Genomic DNA, 23,699 nt, shown 5'->3' with positions numbered 1-23,699 from the left:
AACCATTGACTATTATAGGAGAAAAATGTTATGACAGGAAGTATAATGCTTTATTGTTGTTAAATTCTCAAATTTTCTTTTAAATCTAACTGCAGCTGACTTATATATTCCACTCTTCATAAAACCTTTTTAAAAACTCTTCCATAAACACCTTTCGCTTCTCTGCTTCTTCTTTACCAGCCTCAGTGTTCATCGTTTCGGGGAGCTTAAACAATTTCTCATAAAAATGATTAATCACGGTACTTTTTTCCCGATAGGCTTGTTTCGTTGTAAAATTTTTAGGCGAAATATTCGGGTCATACAATGGACTTTCAGTGTGTCCACCATAATAAGCGGTACGCAAAATACCGATCGCACCTAAAGCATCGATACGATCCGCATCTTGAACGATTTGACCGGCTAAAGATAGTTGCGCCTTACCAGTCTCAAGCTCCTTAGAATAAGAAAGGTTCTCAATAATATAAAAGATTTCTTTTATTTCACCGTCAGAAAGACCTAGCTCCGTTAAGAAAACACGGAGCTCCGCGGCTTCTGCTGCAACATCTGCAACCACCTTGTCATCAATCACATCGTGAAGATAACTAGCCGCTGCAATGATCAACTGCTCGTTTACCTCTTCTTGCTCAGCCAATTTACTAGCAATCTTAGCTACTCGCTCCACATGATAAAAGTCATGCCCGCTTCGGTCGCCGCCTAATTTTTCTTTGGCGTACTGACGAATCAGTTCCAGCTTATTCTGCATCATTACGCGGCTTTCTTGGAGGCCGCTCACCCCAATATTGGAATAAGTCCGTTCTGATCGCACCATTGTACAATTTTCTTTTCTTCGTCGCTTTTGCACCATAAAATTCTTCAAAGGCTAGGTCGCTGGTTAAAATATATTTGCTCCAAGTTTTCAACGGACGGAAAACCTCGCCCATCTCTTTATACAAAACTCGAACCTGTTCTTCTTCCCCCAAACGTTCGCCATATGGTGGATTAGCTACGATCACACCGTAATCCTTTTCCGTTTTGAAATCTTTCATTGCTCGTTGCTTGAATTGGATTGAATCTCCTAAACCAATTTCTTCTGCATTAGCTTGTGCAATTTCAACCATCCGACCATTGATATCCGAACCAGCAATATCTAATACGACATCATAATCAGCTGCTTCATCTGCTGCTGCACGTACCTTTTCAAACACTTGCGGATCAAACCATTCCCAATCTTCACAGGCAAATCCACGATTAAAACCAGGGGCAATATTATGGCCGATTAAAGCGGCTTCGATACACAAGGTGCCAGATCCACAAACGGGATCATAGAACGGCCGATCTTTGCGCCAATTTGTCAGCATCACTAAGGCTGCTGCCATATTTTCTTTTAATGGCGCCCCGCCCTTTTCTAACCGGTACCCGCGTTTAAACAAGCTTGGTCCAGTCGTGTCTAACGTCAAAACGACATGATCTTTCAACAACGCGACTTCTAGTTGGAACAGAGCACCTGTTTCCGCTAATGGTACACGGGCTGGTCGATGATAGACTTCCCGCAACCGTTCAACGATCGCTTTTTTCGTGATGGCTTGGCAATCTGGAACGCTGTATAATTTCGATTTGATTGAACGTCCAGCTACTGGAAACTCGGCATCCAAAGGTAAAACATCTTCCCAAGGAATCGCTTTGACCTTTTCAAACAATTCATCAAACGTATAGGCATCAAATTCGCCAACAATGATTTTCACGCGGTCCGCGGTCCGCAACCATAAATTCGCCGTAGCAATTGTTTCCTGATCTCCTTTAAAGCGAGCCCGTCCATTTTCAACTTGGCAATCAATCCCTAGATCTCTCAATTCTTTGCCAACCAGCGCTTCAATACCTGCCGCTGCAGTGGCAATTAAGTTATATTGTTTTTCCATAATAGCTCCTTTTTTACTACCATATAATAGCTCATTCTATTTTAAACGAACAGTTGCATTTATCGAATAAGTTTTACTCGATATGAAATTATTTTCAAGCTCTATTTGAATTGTTCAGATAGTAGCTCAGCTTTTCAAAACCGTGAAAAATGATTCACTAATTAGGAGTCAGCTGAGCAATAAGACCAAACTTTTGATAAATGACTGAGAAACACAAAGTTTTAACTTTGATGTTGAACAGTTCCTACTTGGTGCTTCTCAAATTTCGAAATCGTTTTGCTTATTGCCGATAAAGCTAGTTCGTGAAGCCGGACATGAATATGCCTGCTGTAAAGCGATTTACTCATATGCAAATCTTATACTTTCTTCATTATTGACAAAAAAAACCTTCACAACAAAGTTGGAAGGTTCCCTGAATTGCTGCAATTTTTTGTAAGCCATGTTTTGTACGTTGAACTACTCAGGGTAGTGAGAACAACGTGGTAATCATCTATCTCCGGCAAAAATGCCGTCTCTTTCATCGTTCATTTCCTTAGAAAAAGCGCCCCTACCATTGTTTGGGTTGCTCGCTCGAGGGGTTTACCGCGTTCCACCATTTTGATTTCTCAAAATGCTTCGTCACTGTGGCACTTTCAAGAATACTCAGGCATAGATTGCTCCTTAGCCCTTTTTTCTGCCGTTACTTCAAAAGAAGTACCTTAGCTTATGGTTTCGCTAAGCACGAACACTACAGACATCGCAGTCTGTGCGAGCATGGACTTTCCTCAGCCTGCGTAATGCAAACCGCGATCACCAAAAAATTGCATCATTTAATTAGAATTGACGAGTTTTTTCAATATCACTTTCGTCTTGTGTGTAGTTTTGGCTAAAATCAGTTGATGCAGCATTATTTGCTGATTGCTGATCTAATTTCTTGCCGAAAACTTCTCTTTCAAGATTTGATAAACGTTTCAGAATGTCAAAGTTCGTAACCGCTGAACTCTTTGGAGCTGCTTCTTTCACACGTGTAGCAGTTGGTTGTGCTTTTGATAGCTGTTCAACTTTTGCTTTCAGACGATCATTTTCTTCTTTTAACGTTAATATTTCTTTGTTATAAGCTTCATAATCTTTGATTACATTGTCCAAAAATTCGTCAACTTCGATTGGATCGTAGCCACGCATTTTTGTTTTAAATTCTTGCTCCAAAATATCATTAGGAGTATAGATTACATTCGCCATTTTTCCACCTCATTAGCTCTTAACTTAATTTACTTTCCTATATATTCTAGCTGATATATCTAAGGAAATCAAACACTATCCCCAAGTTCTGAGGAATTTTCTAAATCATCCATCGTGATTGTAAGTAAATCGTAAGAATTTTTTAATTGGTATTTTTCAACATCCCCTAAGAAAAATTTACTTTTACCAGGATACTCAGTATCATATACTACTAAGGCGGCATCCGTATGCTCTAATAAGAAACTTACATGATTTTTAAATTGTCCAGGATTTTGATAGGGTTGATGGCTAACTGACTCAACAAAATCAGCCCTTTGAACGAGCTCGCTTAAAATTAATTGATTTTGTTCTTTCCAGTTACTTCCAAAGTTTTCAAATGGAAAGATAATCGCTAGGCGCAGCTCTGGATAATCGACCTTTAACTCATTGACTACCTGGCCGGTCCAAGCTTCTGTTCCCAGACTACCACTGATCATGACCCATTCAAGACCGTTTTCAATCAACGCCGTCAATTCTCTTTTTAAAACATTCTTAATTACTTGCACCCGTGGGTCTTTCTCGTTAAAAATTCCCAATTCATAGCTTTGATATCCAGTGACGTACAGGCGCTTGATGGTTTCATTCATTTTTTTTCCTTACTTTCACTTAAAATTAAAATATCTTGCAAAAAAATTTGATATAATAGCAAACAGGAGTGTGATAAAGATGGCCTTCTATTATCCTAATGGTCAATTATTTTCACAAAAAAATCCGCGAGAACCTTCATATAAAAGAGAAACGACGTTTGCTAATCGCGGTATGCGCTTTGAAGAAGCCATCAATCAAAGCAACGAATACTATATTACTCATGATAAGGCAGTTGTCCATAAAAAGCCAACGCCCCTTCAGATCGTCAAAGTCGATTATCCTAAACGGAGTGCTGCGGTGATTCGCGAAGCCTACTTCCGGCAACCCTCCACAACGGATTACAACGGCGTCTATCGTGGGTACTATTTAGATTTTGAAGCGAAAGAAACCAAAAACAAAACTTCTTTCCCGCTGAAAAATTTTCATCAGCATCAAATCACCCATATGGAGCAATGCTTAAAGCAGGAAGCGGTCTGTTTTGTCTTATTGTGGTTTTCTAGCTTAAATCGTTGTTTTTTTCTTTCTGCTGAAAAAATGATCACCTATTGGCAGGAACAGGAAACTGGCAGAAAATCAATACCGCTAGAAATAATCGAATCAGTTGGTATCGAGATTACGCCGCAAATCGCACCAAGGATTCCGTACTTAACTGCGGTGGAACAATATCTTGAAAAAAGGAGTTAATCAAATGGCTAAGCCCTCTCGTTCGCAGAAAAATTCGCGAACCACTCAAGGAAAGAAAACTCAACCAAAAATGAAAAAGAACCGACACATAGGTTTAAAAATTATGATTGCCATCGTTGGGTTTCTTTGTCTCGCCCTTTTAAGCGGCATTGGCATCTTTTTCTATTACGTGAAGGATGCACCTGATTTGTCTGAAAAGAAATTAGATGCGACTGTTTCTTCAAAACTTTTTGACATTGATGGCAATGAGTTTGAAGATTTAGGTGCAGAGAAGCGGGAAAAAATTGCGGCGGACAAAATTCCGCAAGAATTAGATGACGCGATTGTCTCTGTTGAAGATCGCCGCTTCTTTAAACACAACGGCGTTGACCCTGTACGAATATTAGGATCAGCATTGCACAATATCACGAATAAAGGTGGGCTTCAAGGTGGTAGTACCTTAACTCAACAACTGGTGAAACTTTCCTTTTTCTCTACAAAAGCCTCTGATCAGACACTGCGCCGGAAAGCTCAAGAAGCTTGGCTGGCGATTCAACTTGAAAAGAAATATTCAAAACAAGAAGTTTTAACCTACTACATCAATAAAGTTTACATGGCCAACGGGCTTTATGGCATGGAAACAGCGGCAGAAAGTTACTTTGGAAAAGAACTCCAACACCTTTCCATCGCTCAAACCGCGTTACTAGCTGGTATGCCGCAAGCGCCGAATTCATATGATCCTTATAAACATCCGGAAGCGGCTAAAGAGCGTCGTGATACTGTTCTTTACACTATGCTGAATAATAAAAAAATCTCACAGGAAGATTATGATACAGCGACAAAAGAACCAATTGATCAAGGATTATTGCCTTTACAAACTGATAATCAAGAGCGCAAAGTTGCAGATAATTATGTTAAAGAAGTGATTGCTCAAGTAGAAGCAAAAACTGGCAAAAATGTTTATACCGATGGTTTAGATATCTACACAAACTTGGATACGGACGCTCAAAATAAATTATATTCTATCGTTAATGGTGATGAATACGTTCAATACCCCGATGAGGACATGCAAGTTGCTGCGACACTCGTGGATAGTAAGACCGGACGTGTCACCGCCCAAATTGGTGGTCGAAATATTGCTGACGACGTTTACTTAGGGATGAATCGGGCGGTTAATACAAACCGTGACTTCGGTTCTACAGTTAAGCCGATTACCGATTACGGCCCAATGTTTGAGTACGAACAAAAATCAACAGGAACCATGATTGATGATGCTCCTTACTTATACCCTGGAACAAAAAACGAGGTAAAAAACTGGGATCTTACCTATCAAGGTCGAATTACGTATCGTCAAGCGCTCTATGATTCACGGAATGTACCAGCAGTTAAAATTTTCAATGAAGTTGGCGCGGAAAATGCCGCGAAGTTTTTGAAAAAATTAGGTATTCAATACAAAGACATTCAACAATCCAATGCGATCTCAAGTAATACTGAAACACAAGATGGTACAAAATACGGAATCTCTACCGAAAAGATGGCTGCAGCTTACGCCGCCTTTGCCAATGGCGGAACCTATAATGAACCGCTTTATATCAATAAAATAAAATATCAAGATGGCTCAGAACAAACCTTTGAGAACAAAGGCGAAAAAGCGATGGAGCCCTACACTGCTTATATGATCACTGATATCCTAAAAGACGTTATCTTGAAGGGAACTGGGACTTATGCCCAGATCCCGAATCTATTCCAAGCGGGTAAAACGGGAACGTCCAATTATACCGACGATGAATTAGCCAAGATCCCCCATTCAGGATCGATCTCGCCGGATGTCATGTTTACCGGCTATACACCACATTATTCTTTATCCATTTGGACAGGCTATGACAAACGGATGACACCAATCACTGAGGCCTCATCAAATATTGCACAAGATGTTTACCGCGAGTTGATGAGCTATATATCTGAAAATATTCCGAATGATGATTGGGTAATGCCGGATGATGTAATTCGAAACCGGAACGAGCTTTATGTCAAGGGATCATCAGCGGTTCCGACACAGCCAAGCTATTCAAGTCAAAGTTCTTATTACAACAACAATACATCTTATAATCAATACACGACTCCAAGTAGTAGTTCTCAAGTACAGCCAAGTGTTCCTGAGTCTTCTACTGTAGCTCCAACACCAACGCCTTCAAGCAGCAGTGAGGTAACACCGGCTCCAACGCCGACACCTTCTTCCTCTGCAGCACCGGAGCCGTCTGAACCTTCTTCGAGTCAAGCACCTCCGACGCCGGAAGAAAGTGAGACTCCTCCATCAAGCAATTAAAAAAACAGTCTTCAATCTCAACTATTGAGATTGAAGACTGTTTTTATTTTTGCGCAGCTTTCAAACGATCTTTCCCATCCTGACATAAATCCAATAATGGACAAATCGTACATTTAGGTGCACGTGCTGTACAATGATAGCGCCCGAAAAGAATCAGCGTATGATGCGTCTTCACCCATAACTCTTTTGGAACCTTCCTCATAAGAGTCGCTTCAACCTCTGTTACTGAGGCATTCAACTTACAAATTCGCAAACGCTTCGTAACCCGTTCCACATGCGTGTCGACGGCGATCGCTGGTACACCAAAAGCATCACCCAATACGACATTTGCGGTTTTTCGCCCAACTCCCGGCAATTGGATCAATTCCTCTCTCGTCTCCGGTACTTGCCCAGAAAAATTATCCAATAGCATTTGAGCACAGGCTTTGATATTTTTTGCCTTGTTACGATACAGACCGATCGTTTTTATTTTCTCGATGATGTCTTCGATTGGTGCTTCGGCCAACGCCTCTACTGTAGGATAAGCCGCGAATAAAGCTGGCGTCGCTTTATTAACGGAGACATCCGTTGCTTGCGCACTCAAGATCACGGCTATCAATAATTGAAAGGGGGAGTCAGAATGTAATTCGCCCGCCGCATCCGGAAACATATCCGACATTCGAGAAAGAGCCTCCATAGTTTTTTCTTTATTCAGCATCGGAGTCTTTCCTTTCCAGCCAATTATATAAAGAAACTTTTGGTAGTTCTTCCGTTTGATTTTGCTCCTCTTTTTGCAGCAAAATTTGTTTACGACGACGTTGCTCCTCTTCCACCTGGACCTTTGAACGGATATTTTTTTTCTCCCAGCTTTGCAGAACCGTTTCGATGTATTTGAAATTATAGGCTTGATTGAGTACCGCTTCTTGTAACGCTAGCTGAATCAATTCTGGTGAATAATGATCCTCTTCTACCCAGTAACCGATTTTTTGATATTCAATCGGTGACAAAGGGCGGCCAAATTCCTGTTCGAAAGCACGTAGCATTTTCTTTTGCGCTTCTAACGTGGTTTCTTCCTCTTTCTTTACGCGTTGCTGTTCTTGGATGATTGAAATTTTTTCGAAAGCTGGAAGCAAATCATAACGATCACTTTTTCGACCTTGATCGTCAAGCGCTGTTTCGAGAATAACAAAGCCTTTTCCGACTAGATTGTTCAATGTTTCGTAGATTGTTTCAACGGTACCGCTCATATTTTGAGCGATCACAGTTATATCAGGAAAATCTTCTCCCGCCTGATGGGCGGAATAAAGCTGCAGCCACAGCATAAATTCATTGGTTGTCAAACCTAGCTTCGTATAATTTTGCAACAGCAAGTTTGAGATCGTCGTCTCACCCGCTGTTAAATAATCTTTTAATGAAATCATTCAAAATCCTCCGTTCCCATTTTAGTTTACACTAAAAATATAGGAAGTCCAATACTTAGAAAACAGTCATTAAATAGCAAAAAAACAGGAAGCACAGCTCCCTGTTTTTTCGTCATTCTATACTATTCGGCTTCAGCTAAAGCGGCCTGAGCCAAGATATTCAAGTAGTTCCACGGACGGTCAAAATGTGGTTGGAAGAAGAAATCCTGTAAGGCTAAATCTTCTAAAGTCATTTCATTTTGGATCGCTACTGATAACGTATTGGCCGATTGAGTGATGTCATATTTCGATAGGAATTGTGCACCTAAAATTTTATTCGTTCCTTTTTCTGAAACGATTTGCATCATAACATTTTCGGTCGTTGGCATAAACTCTGGACGATAATTATCTTCAATCAAAGTGACATTCACATCAATGCCGTTTAAAGCGGCACTTTCTTTTGTCAGGCCTGTTGAACCAATCGTCCAACCAAATAAGTACAAACCAGAAGTTCCTTGGGTTCCACGATACTTCATTGTTTGCTCTACTAGATTTTTTCCGACTAGCATTCCTTGACGTACCGCATTAGTCGCTAACGGGATGTATTGGTGTTGTCCAGTTGGATTGTAATGCACCACCGTTGAATCGCCTGCTGAAAAGATATCTGGGTTGCTTGATTGCATATATTCGTTGACTTTGATGGCACCACTTGGCAGCATATCAACTTTACCTTTTAGCAATTCAGTGTTTGGACGAAAGCCGACACATAGAATAACCATATCTGCGTCAAACTCTTGACTCGGTGTCACAACTTTCGTTACTGTACCCGATTCATCTGCGACAAATTCATTCACATTTTCACCTAACGCTAAGGTTACTCCATGATCTACTAATTCTTTTTCCAAAAGATCAGTGAAAGGTTGATCTAAGTATTTATTCAAAATACGAGATAACCCATCAATCAAAGTCACTTGCTTGCCAGTTTCGGCGAAGGCTTCAACTAGCTCGATTCCGATGTAACCACCGCCGACTACAACGATTTTTTTAGCATCTTTCGCTTGCTCAATGATTTCATTTGCTTGGTTATAGTTTTTACATAGTAAAACATTTTTTGATTCGATTCCTTTGATGGGTGGAATAATTGGCCAAGAACCGGTTGTTACGACTAACTTATCATAATCAACAACTGTTTCTTCGTTGGTTTTCAAATCTTTTGCAGTGACTTTCTTACCTTCTGTATCAATGTTTGTTACATCGTGTTCCATGTTCACTTTTGCACCTAGTGAAGCTAATTCCTCAGGATTTGAGTAAAACAATCCCGCAGGGTCTTTCACTACGCCACCGACATATAAAGCGATTCCACAAGATAAGAAAGAAACATTGTCATTTCGCTCATAAACGGTAACCTCTGCATCTGGGTGATTGGCTAAAATATTTTTAACGGCTGCGGTGCCGGCATGTGTACATCCTACTACTACTACTTTCATGGTCGTCCCTCTTTCATTTAATCGATTTTTAGTTTGCATTCTATTGAACAAGGACAGTATAACAGAATTTATATTCTGTCTAAATTATTTTGCTCATAGATAAACATTTTTATTAATGTTAACGAAAAAATGAAAGCGAACTAGCCTTAGGTATTCAAGTAAAATATTATGTCAACTATTTTCAGTTATTAGTTATACCAACTCAAAAAAGTTGAGAAGGACAGATCCCTCTCAACTTTCAAAGCCGATTATAATTCGTTAAATGTATTGACTACATTTTCGACAGTGAAACCGAATTGTTCTAAGATATAGTCTCCAGGTGCCGACGCTCCAAAGTGATCGATACCGATCATTTTACCTTCTGAGCCGATATAACGTTCCCAGCCAAATGGTGATGCAGCTTCGATCGCTACGCGTTTCGTTACCGCTTTTGGTAAAACAGATTCTTTATAGGCTTCATCTTGCGCTTCAAATAAATCAAAGCTTGGAAGCGAAACGACAGAAACATCTTTTCCTTGTGCTTTTAATTCTTTTTGTGCTTGAACAGCCAAGTTCACTTCAGAACCTGTAGCAATCAAAATACCTTCTGGTGTATCTGATTCCGCTTTAGAAATCACATAACCACCTTTAGACACGCCCTCTTTAGCCATGTCTTTGCTGTTTGGCAAGACAGGTAAGTTTTGGCGACTTAAAACTAAAATCGTTGGTTTGTTTTTAGTGTTTAATGCTTGGACCCAAGCAGCGGATGTTTCATTTCCGTCAGCAGGACGAATTACTTGCACATTCGGCATGCAACGAACGCTGGCTAATTGCTCGATTGGTTCATGAGTTGGGCCATCTTCACCAACTGCAACAGAGTCATGGGTTAAAACATAGACAACTGGTAAGCCTTGGATCGCTGACATCCGCACTGCTGGACGTAGATAGTCCGTAAATACGAAGAACGTTCCGCCGTACACTCGTGTGCCACCATGTAAATGAATTCCGTTCATTGCACTTGCCATCGCAAATTCACGAACACCAAACCAAATGTTGCGGCCTTCATAAGAGCCTGGTTGGAATTCCTTTTCATCCGCGATTGTCGTATTGTTAGAGCCAGATAAATCGGCTGAACCGCCCCAAATATTTGGAACAGCTTTCGCGATTGCTTGAATAGCGTCTTTACTAGAAACACGACTAGCTTGGGCCGTACCTTCCTCATAAACGGGTAGAGCTTCTTCCCAGTTTCCTGGTAAATCACCCGCAAAGGCCATTTTAAATTGCTTAGCTAACTCAGGATGAGCTTTTTCATAATTGGCGAACATCGCATCCCATTCAGATTCAACTTTCGCGCCCTTATCATTGATTTCTTCTTTGAAACGTTTTGCTACCTCTTCTGGCACTGTAAAGTCAGGATATTCCCAACCGTAGACTGTCTTGGCTGCTGTAATTCCATCGGCCCCGATTGGAGCTCCATGAACCGCAGACGTGCCTTCTTTAGGTGAGCCATAACCAATTACTGTTTTAATTTCGATTAAGGTTGGTTTTCCTGTTTCTGCTTTTGCTTCATCAATTGCTTTAGAAATAGCTTCTAAATCATTGCCGTCCTTAACTAAGATATGTTGCCAGCCATACGCTTCATAACGAGCACCGACATTTTCTGTGAAAGCCTTAGAAGTTGGTCCATCTAGTGAAATATCATTTGAATCGTATAAGACAATCAATTTTCCAAGTTTCATGTGACCAGCCATCGAGCTTGCTTCACCAGAAACACCTTCCATTAAATCGCCATCTCCACAAAGAGCATACGTGTAGTGATCCATTACGTCAAAGCTGTCACGATTGTATGTTGCAGCCAAGTGTGCTTCAGCCATTGCTAATCCAACAGAAGTTGAAATACCTTGACCTAGAGGACCTGAAGTTGCTTCAACACCATCTGTGTGATGATATTCAGGATGCCCAGGTGTCTTGCTTCCCCATTGGCGGAAATTTTTTAAATCTTCAATCGTCACTTGGTAACCTGCAAGGTGTAACAAGCTGTATAGCATTGCTGATCCATGTCCCGCAGATAAAATAAAACGGTCACGGTTTGGCCAGTTCAGTGAAGTGGCTGGATTTACGTTTAAATGTTTTGTCCATAATGCATATGCCATTGGTGCCGCGCCCATTGGTAATCCCGGATGACCTGAATTTGCTTTTTGAATAGCTTCAATACTTAGCGTTCTGATTGTGTTTACACCTAGTTGATCGATTTTGTCGAACAAGATAGTTCCTCCTTTTTGGTCTTAAATACTTTAATTACAGATTCATTGTAACCGATTTATTTTGACTTTTCAATTGCAAATCGCTAAAAGATTTTACTTTCTATTGTGCAATCCTTTTTTCTTTTGAATCTCTTTTAATTTCTCTGGTGTTACGTCGTTGCCCTCAGGATCAACAACTTTCATCCCTTCAATATGATGCCGCATGCCGCTACGGAAAGAAGAAATGTATTCCTCACGCAGAACTTTTTGTTCATGTGCTTCAGCATCAGTTAAACCAACCGTTTTCTTTTTTTTCGCTAATTCATTGATACGTGCAATTGTTTCATCATTAATCATCTTCAGCACCTCTTTCCCCCTATTAATTATACATAAAAAAAACAAAGTTGGAAGCACAAACAAATGCGAACGCTTGTTTGATTTGTTTGTAAGATTATGCTACACTAAAAAAAACGAAAGAAGGTGTGGGCGTTGGCAAAAAGAACAGAAACTAAACAATTAGAAGTTTTGCGTTTCATTCACGAACGCGTTGAAAATAAAGGTTATCCACCCACTGTAAGAGAAATTGGCGAAGCGGTGAATCTCTCATCGACTTCTACAGTCCATGGACATCTATCTAGATTAGAAAAAAAAGGTTGGATCCAGCGTGACCCCACAAAACCACGGGCAATTGAACTGACACTTACAGGCTTAGAAAAAATCGGTGTAACACCACAAGTCATCCCCATGCTGGGTGTCGTTACTGCCGGCGAACCAATCTTGGCAGTTGAAGAAGCTTCAGACTTTTTCCCTATCCCGCCTGATCTATCAAGTGAGGACGGCAGCCTCTTTATGTTGACAATTCGCGGTGAAAGTATGATAAACGCCGGTATATACGATGGCGACCACGTCATTGTTCGTAAACAATCTATGGCTAATAACGGTGAGATCGTTATTGCAATGACTGACGAAAATGAAGCAACATGTAAAAGATTTTATCGCGAAGCCGATCACATTCGTCTTCAACCTGAAAACGATGAATTGGCACCATTGATTTTTGCTAATGTAACTATTCTAGGAAAAGTTGTTGGTTTGTACCGAAACCATATTTATTAATCGGAATTCAATTTCCGATTATTTTTTTCTTTACAAAACGAACAAACATTCGTATAATAAATATGCAAACAAACGTTCGCGTGTCCGTGTGGAACTTTTAAAAAAAGGACAGCTTCCGTGGAATGATATACGTGACGAGAATAAGATTCATTTTTCGATTGTTGAAAAATGAATTCATAATACGAATTAGGATGTCAGTTCCGCTTTTTGTAGTTCGCTGGCGTGTGAAAGAGATATTCGATTCATTCAACTGTTCTATTGAAAGAAAGTTTAGCGGAATGATATACGTGACGAGAATAAGATTCATTTTTCGATTTTTGAAAAATGAATTCATAATACGAATTAGGAGTGATTCTTGATGAAAGCAATAAGAAGATTTGGTTTGGTTATCGCTGTGTTGTTGTTAGGTCTATTGATTGGTAAATTAGGTTCTTTAGCTACGATCGTCATTTTTGCTGGATTGTTTCTCGTATGGTTCATGTTATGGGATGAACGGAAGTATGCACAGCACTACGCCGAACATCATTATGAAGAAGAAGTCGAAGAAGAACAGTATTACAAGGAACCTTCCGAAGATTTCTATTACGTGACTTATGATCATCGTTATCATAAATCTGCCTAAACTTATTTAGCGCTAACCAGTTGTTAGTAGCTTTTTGGATAGTAGTAAAAATAAAACAGGGACCCTCTCAGATTATAAGAGGGTCCCTGTTTTATTTTTAATAGTCCATCAATGTTAAGATATCATACCCTTTGATCTTATCGCGTCCGTGTAATTCATCTAATTCGATTAAGAAGGCACAGCCAACGACGATCCCGCCTAATTGTTCTACCAATTCGATCGTTGCTTTGATCGTTCCGCCCGTTGCTAAAAGATCATCTGTGATCAGTACGCGTTGTCCGGGTTTGATTGCATCACTATGAATAGTCAATGTATCTGTTCCGTATTCTTTTTCGTATTCTACTTCAATCACTTCACGGGGTAATTTTCCCGGTTTACGAACTGGTGCAAAGCCTAAACCTAATTCAAATGCGACTGGACAGCCAACGATAAAGCCGCGTGCTTCAGGTCCTACTACCATGTCGATTTGCTTTTCTTTTGCATAGTTCACGATTTGCTTGGTTGCTTCACGATAAGCTTCGCCGTCTGCCATTAATGGCGAGATGTCACGAAAGACGATGCCTTTTTTGGGATAATCTGGAATACTTGCAATATAATCTTTTAAATCCATTTTGGTTGTTCCTCCTAGCCTTTCAGCCAATTTCTAATAGTTTGGATGTCGTTCATTAGTAAAAATTCTTCGCTGTCGATTTGAGACAAGCGCTCTTGATAAATTTTGCTTTCTTCAAAGGCACGATTCTGCGGTGAATCTACCATTTGTAAAACGCCGTCGTTTATTGTAACAAATTTTAGCTCAGAAAACACGTGAATCATGAATACTAGTAATTTTTCTGGAATTCTTAAATAATTTGAAACATTTTTTAGTTTATAGCGGATATCCACCCGGGGTTGCTTTAGAAAGAATTGATAAAGCTTGGCAAACTGTTCCCGTTTAGGCAGGCCGTTTAAATATGCTTCATCCGGACTGTAAAGAAATAAATAAATCCGTTGGAATTTCCCTAAATCAACAATTTCTTGCAGTAGTTCCTTCTGGTCGGGACAATCCAATACAATCAGTTGTTCATAGGCAGACCAATCGATCGCTTTGTCATATAACGTAATCGATCGCTGTAATTCGTTGGCAAATAGCTTTTGACTAGGTTTTTTAAACGCCAAATATAAAGCACCATCATCTTCAATTTTTTGCGTCCATGTATGTTTGGCACGGCGATCAATCACCTGCATGCCACTAGAAGCAAAATCTATTAAACGTAATTGAACTTTTTTCTGACCATTCCATTCATTAATTTCAAGATCCCCAACAAATTGCGTTTCTGGCTGTTGGATTTCTTCACTTTCCGCCCCGAAGCCAAAACCAATCGCATCTAATTGGTTGTCAGCACCTTGCAAAGAAAACTTCACGTGCTGCTGATCGCTACCGATGCGTTTGAAGAAATTGACATTTCCCTTTACTAAAAAATGTGGTGCTGGATTGTCTGTCCCAAAAGGTGCCAATTTTTTTAGTTCTTCGGTAAATTTTAGTGTGATTTCTGACAAGTCCAAGGCTTCATCAATCAACAAGGTTGAGCCTTTGCTTAAATCAATGGCTTCCTTTGTGATATATTCATTCATCATTTTTTGTAAAACTGGAATGTTTTCTGCTGGCATCGTTAAACCAACAGCGGCCGCATGACCGCCAAAATGTGTGAATTCAGAGCGCATCGTGTTCAGCATGCCAAATAGGTCTAACGCTTCAATGCTACGTCCCGAACCTTTAGCCACACCATTAGAATCAATGGATAAAACAATCGTTGGTTTTCCAGTTTGCTTTAAAATATTCCCTGCTACGATTCCAAGAACTCCTGGATTCCAGCCTTCCGCCGCGATCAAGTGGACCGCATCTCCAGGATTTACTAAAGTGGTAGCTTCAGCAGTCGTCTCTTGCACGATCTGCTTCCGTTCATTATTAATTTGATCTAATTTACCCGCGAGATCATGAGCGACTTCTTCGTCGAATGTCGTCATCAACTCCACGGCTGGATTGGGATCACCTAATCGACCGATGGCATTTAACCTTGGTCCTAAGCTGAAGCCAATACTTGTTTCATCCACTTTTTGCAAATCGACACTGCTGACTTTTAATAACTCCAATAAGCCCAATCGCTGTGTCTGCTTGATTGCTTGCAAACCGAGCTTAACTAAATTTCGATTTTCACCCGTCATCGAGACCAAATCGGCGACTGTGCCGATCGTTACAAGATCCAGCATCTCTAAAGGAACTTCTTCTAATAAAGCCGTGGCTAACTTAAAGGCTACGCCGGCCCCGGCTAATTCGCCAAAGGGGTAATTTCCTTCCGGATGACGAGGATGAACAATACAATAAGCATCTGGTAAGACTGGCGGCAACTCGTGATGATCAGTAACGATGACATCAACACCCTGTGAATTGGCAAAATCGATTGCTTCATTGCCAGCTACCCCGTTATCAACCGTAATAATCAGCTGAATACCTTCGTTGATCTTTTCGGCAAAAAGCTCTGTATTTGGGCCGTATCCGTGGATAAACCGATTGGGCAAAATATAATGAACATCTGCACCGATCATCTCCAGTGTCTCTAACATAATCGACGTACTAGTGATTCCATCGGCGTCATAATCACCATAAACCAAAATCGGCTGACCTTCCATGATGGCCATTTGAATGCGGACAACTGCTTTTTCCATATCATGCATTAAAAACGGATCATGTAATTCATCAATATTCGCTTGTAACAACTGCGAGAATTCTTCTACTGTATGTATATTTCGATTCCATAAAAGTTCTGCAAATGTTTCGCTGTAGCCTTGCTTGATTAATTCCGCTTTAAAAGCTTCATCAATTGGCGAGGCCGCTTTCATTTGCCAATCGAAACTTGATTTTTTCACTGTATCACTTCCCAACCGTCTTAGTATAGCAAAAAAAAATCAGACAAGAAAGAGAAGAAGACCTTTGCAATCGATGCAAAAGTCTTCTTTTTAATCATAATAATCAATCGGATGTTGTGGATCATTTGTCTGATCCCGCATCTCTTTGTCAGCTAACGCACGATCCTTTTCTTTCAATAGACTTTCGTAATTAGCTGTTAACGTCGCAATTTCATTTTCTTTTTCTCGCTGAAGTGCTGCTTTTTCAGCTGTTAACTTTTCTTCATTGTTGTTTTCATACTCTTGAATCGTTTCTTTTAGCTGTTTGATTTTTTTCCGTTGTTGAAAAAGCGTTGTACCTGAAGTTAAGAAGACTACAACGGCCCCGATTAAGGCTGACCCAATAATGATCAGGACTAATGACAGATAAATCTTTTTAACAATAAAATTAACTGGTACTTGCTGACTGTTTGAAAGAGCAAAAATGACAACGAGTAAGACTAAAATAAACCCTAGAAAAACTTTCCATTGCTTTTTCATTTTGATTTCCTACTTTCTATTAAATAGTCCTCCAGCTAGAAAATCACCAATATGCGGGAATAACCCATAAAAACGGCTTGCCCCTTCCATAATAAACGGTCGATTGATTTCGCGTGTCGGTTTGCCCATTTTGTTGACGATCGTTGCAGCTACTTTTTTCGGATCTAAGACGATCCCACCTAAATTTTCTAAATAATTGCCGCTTGGATCTGCCTTATCGAAAAATTCTGTTGCAATTGGACCAGGATTAATCGTAGTTACCCAAACATTTGCTGGTTTTAATTCCAACCTTAAAGCATTTGAGAAACCTAGTACCGCAAATTTTGTCGCTGAATAAATGGTTGACTTCGGTGTCGCCATCTTCCCAGCCATTGAAGCCACATTAAAAATATGACCACGTTTCTTTTCTACCATTGATAGCGCGATCTTTTGAGTAAAATACATCATCCCAAGGACGTTAACATCGAACATTTTTTTCGCGTCTGCTAAATCAAACTCGGTAAAGTCTTTGAACATGCCGAAACCAGCATTATTCACTAAGACGTCCACCGTTCCAACTTCGTCTGCGATTTTTTCGATAACCGACTCAACACTCTCAGGATCAGCAATATCCAACTGAAAAGCATAGGCTGCCTTCCCACTTAACTCGCTGCAATGTTCTTTCACTTGACCAATCAAATTGATTCGTCTGGCACAAGTAACCACAATTGCGCCACGCTTAGCCGCCTCGTAACAAATTTGCTCACCTAAACCAGCGGAACCACCAGTTACTACGACTACTTTATCTGTTAAATCCATCAAGTTCCCTCCTTTATACAAATGGAATTTCCACAATATCAAAATCTTTCGCTAGCTGTGAGTTGGGAAAAACAGCTTGCGCTTCTTCTTCTAATGTTTGTGCTTCTTTAGCTAAATAACGTGCTGAAATATGAGTCAAAATCAATTTTTTGGCTCCCGCTTCTTTTGCAATCATCGCGGCTTGCTGTGTCGTCGTATGAAAATATGCCTTCGCCAGTTTCGCTTCATCTTTATTGAAGGTACTTTCATGGACGATCACATCACTATTTTCAGCAAAGCGACTTGATTTATTTGTAAAGCGAGTATCACCAAAAATCGTCACGATCCGACCTTTTTTACTTTCACCAACAAAGTCTTGACCGTTGATCGTGCGTCCATCGGCTAAAGTGACCGTTTGACCTTGTTTCAGCTTTCCAAAAATCGGTCCGGCAGGGATATTTAAAGCCGCCAGCTTCTCTACTTGAAGCGTACCATCATGATCTGCTTCAGTAACACGAAAACCGTAACTATCGATTCCGTGGTCTAACAGCATGCACTCCACGCTAAATTGTTTATCTTTAAATATCGTTCCCTCATGAAGTTCAATGAATTGTAGGGGATAAGACAAATGTGTCTTTGTCACTTGTAACGAAGTTCGAACATAATTTTCCAAACCAGCGGGTCCATAAATCTCAATGGGTTCCTCACCGCCTTGAAATGAGCGACTGCTCAATAAGCCTGGCAGCCCAAAAATATGGTCACCATGTAAATGAGAAATAAAGATTTTTTCGATCTTGCGGGGTCTGATATTGGTTCGCAGAATTTGCATCTGCGTTCCTTCACCACAATCAAATAACCAGATTTTATTTCGTTCATCTAATAATTTTAAGGCTAAACTACTAACGTTTCGGTGCTTTGCTGGGACGCCAGCACCTGTTCCTAAGAATTCTAATTCCATAATTATCCTGACTTTCTTTCAAATTAGTTTTATTTTAGAAGAAAGTCTGACTCAGTGCAATCGAAATAGGAGATTTTTATTTTTGATCAGATTGCTTTTCCGAATCCGTTTCTTTCTTTTGGTCAGCTGAATTTTTTTCCATCTCCTGAGCTTCTTTAACTTCAGCTTCGACTTCCGCGTAGTCTAAGCGCGTAATCTCACCGCCAAGCTCCATCATGATTAATTGATTCAATGCCCGATTGTCGTCCTCTTCAGCAATCAGTAATAATGCGGTATCGCCTTCTCCGACTTTATCGATCAAGAATTCAAAGACCCCTGTCGCTTCTCGCACTTCTTTTGCATCGCGAGTCGCACCAATCATGCCCCCAGTAAACCAGCCTAATAAAATGCCCACTGGACCACCTAAGATTCCAACCATCATCCCAATCAGACCACCAGTTGAACTTTTATTGCTGCCGGTGAAATCAAGAAAATCTTCGATCACAAATTTATGTTCACCATCATTTGAATGATGGATCACCGCCATTTGTTCTCCTTTAAACGCCTTACTCATGTGCAATCGTTTTGCTTTTGAAAAGGCTTCATAGGCTTTTGATTCAACATCAAAATTCATTACAATCACTCGTTTTTCCATTCATTACCACTCCTCTATCTTTTTTTCTAGTTTAGCAATAAATAGCGCTTTTTGAAAATAGAACGAGCTTTTTAACTCATAAAATGATTATGTAAACAAACAAACTATAAAAAAACTGGGAATTACTTCCCAGTTTTGATTTCTTCCATAATTCGATCATCGACTACATAGTGATCAAAGAATACTTTTGATAATTGATAGCCTTCGCCCCAATTCGTACGAATAACATCATATTCGACACCGTCGATTTTCAATTTATTGCGAAGGTGCTTAATAATAGTAGAAAGCCTCGTCATATGACTGGCTGAATCACTGTCGCCCCAAATTTTAATCGCTAGATCGTTCCGACTAATCGGTGCCTCTTTCGTTGCAATCAACGTGCTTAGCATCTCACGTTCCGAACGCGTCAGATTCCATAGAGGCAATGGCCGTTTTTCTTGTTCGTTCTCATCTTGTTGTTGTCTCATACCAAAGCCAATCGAATAAACTGATTCTTTCAACGTTTTCTCAGCAAGTTTCTCTCTTAACCCGCTAAGTGTTTCGTCTTCAAGTAACCATTCATCCACGCCTTGAGCTTCCCAATCCGCCTTTTCTTCCTTTTGTGGCAGACGATCTGCTTCACGAATAATTGTGAATTTGTCACCAACTTTTTCTAAAATAACTGTAAGCTCTTGATCAGAGATTGTTTCACTAACAATCACGATATCAAAGAAGCTTAACACTTCTAACGGCACTTGATTGGCTTGAATCATCGTTAATAGTTTTGCAGAACTTAAAACCTCGATATTCAGTCTTTGTAACTTTTCTACTAATGGTCTCTCAACTAAAATATTGTGTGTCAAAATCAATACTTGCATAACGTTATTCCCCTTTTTTATTATTAAAAATAAGTTCCCAACCTACCGACTTGGATTTTTTTATTATTTAACAATATAATTGTTACTTTATACTTCGTAAGTTTACACTTGGAACTGTTCAAATGCTACAAAAATGTTTATATTTTAGTAATCATAATTAGCGTTGTCAATAAAATTTTTGGGTTAAAAAAACTTTTCTTTATTAAAATAATACAATTATCATTTTTAAACAACGTTTTTCTTCATCATTCACAAAAATTTAAAAACATATAACAGTTACTATTACTCTTCTCAGCAGATCATCAAAAATATTTTTTTCTCTTTCGTATTCAAAATTAATGCCCGTAACAATAATGATTAATTCTATTGATTTTTTAAAATTTTTTGTTCCCTTACTTCCGGTAAGCCTTTTCATAGTTAGCGGAAATCAGCCTATTGTTTTTGGAATAAAAAACTAAAAAATAGCTAATGGATTTTTTAAAATAACAACTATTATGACGGTGTATTATTTTTATTTTTCTTTTCATCTATTCCCCTACTCAAAATCATAAAATTCTCCTCATGATAAATTAATGATTGTCCTTATATAGAACTGATAAAACACAACGTTGCTTTATTTTCGTTCAAAATAATTTTGATGAATTTATGCGTAACAAAAAAGGAGCTGCAACAGTGTTCTGTTACAGTTCCTTCTTTCTATTTTCGATTAATCAACGAATTCAAATTCAAATTTATCAATTCGAACAAGATCGCCATCTTTGGCTCCCCGAGCACGTAAGGCTTCGTCAACACCCATAGAGCGTAATTGACGAGCAAAGCGCATCACGGTTTCATCATGATCGAAATTAGTCATCTTGAATAGTTTTTCCAATTTTTCACCATTCAATACCCAAGTTGCATCTGGTTCACGAGTAATCGTAAACTCTGGTTCATCTGATTGGAAGCCGTAATTTACGGTTTCTTCTTCAACTTCTTCATCATACAACAAGAACTCTGGCGTTACCTCTAATAAATCTGCAGTCGCGCTTAATAAATTATCTAAGCCTTGTTTAGTAATCGCTGAAATCGCGAAGACCGGAATATCATCCGCAAACTCGTCTTCTTTTTCTTTTTGCAATTCTGCTTTGAATTTTTTTAAGTTTTCTTCGGCATTCGGCATATCCATTTTGTTGGCCACAATAATTTGCGGACGTTCCAACAATCGCAAGTTATGTGTACCTAACTCTTTATTGATGGCTTGGTAATCTTCGTAAGGATCACGACCTTCCATCCCACTCATATCGATTACATGTAAAATCACGCGAGTCCGTTCGATGTGACGTAAAAACTGTGTACCTAGACCAACACCTTGTGACGCTCCTTCGATCAAACCAGGTAAATCGGCAGCGGCAAAGCTTCGACCATCACTAGTTTCTACCATACCTAGATTTGGAACCAAGGTTGTAAAATGATAGGCGCCGATTTTGGGACGGGCCGAGGAAATCACTGAAAGGATGGTTGATTTGCCGACAGAAGGAAAACCAACTAAGCCGACATCTGCTAAGACTTTTAATTCTAATTCAATATGACGTTCCTGACCTGGTTCGCCGTTCTCAGCTAATTCAGGCGCAGGATTTCTTGGTGAAGCGAATCGGGTATTTCCACGGCCGCCGCGACCGCCATGAGCAACGATCAATTCCTGACCATTTTCAATCAAGTCACCGATCAAAGCGCCGGTATCCGCATCGCGAACCGTGGTACCAGGGGGAACGCTGACATAGGTATCTTCGGCTCCACGGCCGTGCATCCCTTTACTCATCCCATTTTCTCCCGGTGTCGCACGAAAATGACGATTGTAACGAAAATCCATCAAAGTCCGTAGACCTTCATCGACAACTAAGATCACGTCACCGCCGCGACCACCGTCGCCGCCAGCTGGACCGCCATCAGGAACATATTTCTCACGACGAAACGCAACCATTCCGTCTCCGCCTTTACCAGCTTTAATATCAATTGTTACCTGATCTAAAAACATGGACATCTTGGTGTCCTCCTTATAGTTATATTCTTTTTGACTACTGAATCTCCACACTAAACAAAGTCTCATATATTGTAGCCAGATTCAGAGAAAAAGTCCATTCTTATTGATAGAGCTTAGTAATTTTTTGAACTTCTTCTCATGATTTCTTCTACAGGATATATCTTTTGACAAAAAAATTGATGCGTTGCACAATTAAAAGAGTAAGGCATCAAGCATTGCTTGATATAAAAAGGAGGAACTTTTGGTTATGACAGTAAAAGTAGGTATTAATGGATTTGGACGTATTGGTCGCTTGGCTTTCCGCCGTATCAAAGAAGTATCAGACGATATTGAAGTGGTAGCAATCAACGATTTAACAAGTCCTACAATGTTGGCACAATTGTTACAATTTGATTCAACACATGGCACATACCCAGGTACAGTTACTGCAACAGAAGATTCAATCGTAGTTGACGGTGAAAAAACTCGTGTATACGCTGAACCAGATGCAAGTAAAATCCCTTGGGCAAAAGAAAACGGTGTTGATATCGTTTTAGAATGTACAGGTTTCTACACATCTGAAGAAAAAGCACAAGCTCACATCGATGCTGGCGTTAAACGTGTCGTTATCTCAGCTCCTGCTGGACAAATGAAAACAATTGTTTACAACGTAAATGATGACACTTTAGATTCAAATGATAAAATTATTTCTGCTGGTTCATGTACAACAAACTGCTTAGCTCCAATGGCTTACTTCTTAAACGAAGAATTCGGCATTGAAGTTGGTACAATGACAACTGTTCACGCTTATACTTCAACACAAATGTTGTTAGACGGACCAGTTAAAGGCGGCAACTTACGTGCTGCACGTTCTGCTGCTGATAACACAATTCCACATTCAACTGGTGCTGCTAAAGCAATTGGTTTAGTAATTCCAGAATTAAACGGTAAATTACAAGGACATGCACAACGTGTTCCCGTTGTTGATGGTTCATTAACTGAGTTGGTGTCAGTACTTAAAACAAAAGTTTCTGCTGACCAAGTTAACGAAGCAATCAAAAAACATACCGTGGATAATCCATCATTCGGCTATGACGACCGCGAAATCGTTTCTGGTGACGTAATCGGTACTACTCAAGGATCAATCTTTGACCCTACTCAAACAGAAGTAACTTCTGCAGGTGACTACCAATTAGTTAAAACTGTTGCTTGGTACGACAACGAATACGGCTTCACTTGCCAAATGATTCGTCTATTAGAAAAATTCGCTAACCTATAAAATAGATAAATATTGAATTTTTAAAGGAGATCGTTCATTCGATCTCTTTTTTTTGCGAGTGCTGCCTTTTTCAGTGTCTTTGGCTCGAGGTTTTCATAAACTATTTGAGCTGATGATGAACATACCGTTTAGCCTAATGATAGGTGTACGGAAGTGGAAGTATTTTCATAAAAATGCCTCCTTATTATGTGCTAGCTGCATTTTATTTTTCTCAAATCTA

At 39.7% G+C, this 23,699-nt stretch carries 22 protein-coding genes and 1 other RNA gene; 5 read left to right on the top strand and 18 right to left on the bottom strand.

All coding sequences use genetic code 11. From position 1 onward, the window contains the following. Positions 1-100: 100 nt before the first annotated feature. The 5 genes from RV00_RS04130 to RV00_RS04110 all read right to left on the bottom strand — a co-directional run bounded on the left by RV00_RS04130 (position 101) and on the right by RV00_RS04110 (position 3,739). Positions 101-742 carry an HD domain-containing protein gene (locus RV00_RS04130; RefSeq protein ID WP_071861458.1) on the bottom strand — a complete coding sequence of 214 codons (642 nt, stop codon included), beginning with the start codon at positions 740-742 and terminating at the stop codon, positions 101-103. After that, entirely contained in the window at positions 732-1,895 is a 1,164-nt protein-coding gene (locus RV00_RS04125; protein ID WP_071861334.1) for a THUMP domain-containing class I SAM-dependent RNA methyltransferase, read from the bottom strand. The genes RV00_RS04130 and RV00_RS04125 overlap by 11 nt, the downstream gene beginning before the upstream one ends. A 428-nt stretch (positions 1,896-2,323) precedes the next feature. After that, positions 2,324-2,696, bottom strand: an RNA gene (rnpB, locus tag RV00_RS04120) — RNase P RNA component class B. 12 nt (positions 2,697-2,708) lie between these two features. After that, the gene (gene gpsB / locus RV00_RS04115; RefSeq protein ID WP_071861333.1) at positions 2,709-3,113 is read right to left on the bottom strand and encodes a cell division regulator GpsB; all 405 of its coding nucleotides are present in this window, start codon (positions 3,111-3,113) and stop codon (positions 2,709-2,711) included. Between the two features lie 68 nt (positions 3,114-3,181). Then, positions 3,182-3,739 carry an SLOG family protein gene (locus RV00_RS04110; protein ID WP_071861332.1) on the bottom strand — a complete coding sequence of 186 codons (558 nt, stop codon included), beginning with the start codon at positions 3,737-3,739 and terminating at the stop codon, positions 3,182-3,184. A gap of 79 nt (positions 3,740-3,818) precedes the next feature. On the opposite strand from RV00_RS04110, the gene recU reads away from it, so the two are divergent. Together recU and RV00_RS04100 are read left to right on the top strand one after the other, a co-directional pair. Further along, positions 3,819-4,424 (top strand): Holliday junction resolvase RecU, encoded by a 606-nt coding sequence (gene recU, locus RV00_RS04105; RefSeq protein ID WP_071861331.1) that lies wholly within the window; start codon positions 3,819-3,821, stop codon positions 4,422-4,424. A 4-nt stretch (positions 4,425-4,428) separates the two neighbouring features. Next, the gene (locus tag RV00_RS04100) at positions 4,429-6,729 is read left to right on the top strand and encodes a PBP1A family penicillin-binding protein (RefSeq protein WP_071861330.1); all 2,301 of its coding nucleotides are present in this window, start codon (positions 4,429-4,431) and stop codon (positions 6,727-6,729) included. 43 nt (positions 6,730-6,772) lie between these two features. Here RV00_RS04100 and nth read toward each other — a convergent pair whose 3' ends face one another. The 5 genes from nth to RV00_RS04075 all read right to left on the bottom strand — a co-directional run bounded on the left by nth (position 6,773) and on the right by RV00_RS04075 (position 12,174). Beyond that, positions 6,773-7,426, bottom strand: a complete 654-nt coding sequence (gene nth, locus RV00_RS04095) for an endonuclease III (RefSeq protein ID WP_071861329.1) — start codon at positions 7,424-7,426, stop codon at positions 6,773-6,775. After that, positions 7,416-8,129 (bottom strand): DnaD domain-containing protein, encoded by a 714-nt coding sequence (locus RV00_RS04090; protein ID WP_071861328.1) that lies wholly within the window; start codon positions 8,127-8,129, stop codon positions 7,416-7,418. The genes nth and RV00_RS04090 overlap by 11 nt, the downstream gene beginning before the upstream one ends. A 122-nt stretch (positions 8,130-8,251) precedes the next feature. Then, the gene (locus tag RV00_RS04085; RefSeq protein WP_071861327.1) at positions 8,252-9,595 is read right to left on the bottom strand and encodes an FAD-dependent oxidoreductase; all 1,344 of its coding nucleotides are present in this window, start codon (positions 9,593-9,595) and stop codon (positions 8,252-8,254) included. A 248-nt stretch (positions 9,596-9,843) separates the two neighbouring features. Continuing rightward, positions 9,844-11,838, bottom strand: a complete 1,995-nt coding sequence (gene tkt, locus RV00_RS04080; RefSeq protein WP_071861326.1) for a transketolase — start codon at positions 11,836-11,838, stop codon at positions 9,844-9,846. Positions 11,839-11,931: 93 nt separating this feature from the next. Further along, positions 11,932-12,174, bottom strand: a complete 243-nt coding sequence (locus RV00_RS04075) for a DUF896 family protein (protein WP_010744792.1) — start codon at positions 12,172-12,174, stop codon at positions 11,932-11,934. Between the two features lie 132 nt (positions 12,175-12,306). Here RV00_RS04075 and lexA point away from each other — a divergent pair, with 132 nt between their 5' ends. Both lexA and RV00_RS04065 read left to right on the top strand, forming a co-directional pair. Then, complete coding sequence (gene lexA, locus RV00_RS04070; RefSeq protein WP_071861325.1) at positions 12,307-12,930, top strand: transcriptional repressor LexA; 624 nt, start codon at positions 12,307-12,309, stop codon at positions 12,928-12,930. Between the two features lie 358 nt (positions 12,931-13,288). Then, complete coding sequence (locus tag RV00_RS04065; protein WP_071861324.1) at positions 13,289-13,552, top strand: hypothetical protein; 264 nt, start codon at positions 13,289-13,291, stop codon at positions 13,550-13,552. Between the two features lie 97 nt (positions 13,553-13,649). Here RV00_RS04065 and RV00_RS04060 read toward each other — a convergent pair whose 3' ends face one another. The 8 genes from RV00_RS04060 to obgE all read right to left on the bottom strand — a co-directional run bounded on the left by RV00_RS04060 (position 13,650) and on the right by obgE (position 22,221). Beyond that, positions 13,650-14,162 carry an adenine phosphoribosyltransferase gene (locus tag RV00_RS04060; protein WP_071861323.1) on the bottom strand — a complete coding sequence of 171 codons (513 nt, stop codon included), beginning with the start codon at positions 14,160-14,162 and terminating at the stop codon, positions 13,650-13,652. A gap of 14 nt (positions 14,163-14,176) precedes the next feature. Further along, entirely contained in the window at positions 14,177-16,456 is a 2,280-nt protein-coding gene (gene recJ, locus RV00_RS04055) for a single-stranded-DNA-specific exonuclease RecJ (RefSeq protein ID WP_071861322.1), read from the bottom strand. 90 nt (positions 16,457-16,546) lie between these two features. Beyond that, complete coding sequence (locus tag RV00_RS04050; protein ID WP_071861321.1) at positions 16,547-16,975, bottom strand: LapA family protein; 429 nt, start codon at positions 16,973-16,975, stop codon at positions 16,547-16,549. Positions 16,976-16,984: 9 nt separating this feature from the next. Then, positions 16,985-17,773, bottom strand: a complete 789-nt coding sequence (locus RV00_RS04045) for an SDR family NAD(P)-dependent oxidoreductase (RefSeq protein ID WP_071861320.1) — start codon at positions 17,771-17,773, stop codon at positions 16,985-16,987. A 13-nt stretch (positions 17,774-17,786) separates the two neighbouring features. Then, complete coding sequence (gene rnz, locus RV00_RS04040; RefSeq protein ID WP_071861319.1) at positions 17,787-18,710, bottom strand: ribonuclease Z; 924 nt, start codon at positions 18,708-18,710, stop codon at positions 17,787-17,789. A gap of 76 nt (positions 18,711-18,786) precedes the next feature. Further along, complete coding sequence (locus RV00_RS04035) at positions 18,787-19,344, bottom strand: DUF456 domain-containing protein (RefSeq protein ID WP_071861318.1); 558 nt, start codon at positions 19,342-19,344, stop codon at positions 18,787-18,789. A gap of 122 nt (positions 19,345-19,466) precedes the next feature. Then, complete coding sequence (locus RV00_RS04030; protein WP_071861317.1) at positions 19,467-20,201, bottom strand: winged helix-turn-helix domain-containing protein; 735 nt, start codon at positions 20,199-20,201, stop codon at positions 19,467-19,469. Between the two features lie 706 nt (positions 20,202-20,907). Further along, a complete protein-coding gene (obgE, locus tag RV00_RS04025) occupies positions 20,908-22,221 on the bottom strand; it encodes a GTPase ObgE (RefSeq protein ID WP_071861316.1) in 1,314 nt (437 codons plus the stop codon). A gap of 247 nt (positions 22,222-22,468) precedes the next feature. Here obgE and gap point away from each other — a divergent pair, with 247 nt between their 5' ends. Further along, entirely contained in the window at positions 22,469-23,479 is a 1,011-nt protein-coding gene (gene gap / locus RV00_RS04020) for a type I glyceraldehyde-3-phosphate dehydrogenase (RefSeq protein WP_071861315.1), read from the top strand. The last annotated feature ends 220 nt before the right edge of the window (positions 23,480-23,699 follow it).

The organism is Enterococcus devriesei (genome assembly GCF_001885905.1).
GTDB lineage: Bacteria > Bacillota > Bacilli > Lactobacillales > Enterococcaceae > Enterococcus_A > Enterococcus_A devriesei.
The sequence above is the reverse complement of the archived record's forward strand: the minus strand, read 5'-3'. Positions and strand labels throughout refer to the sequence as shown.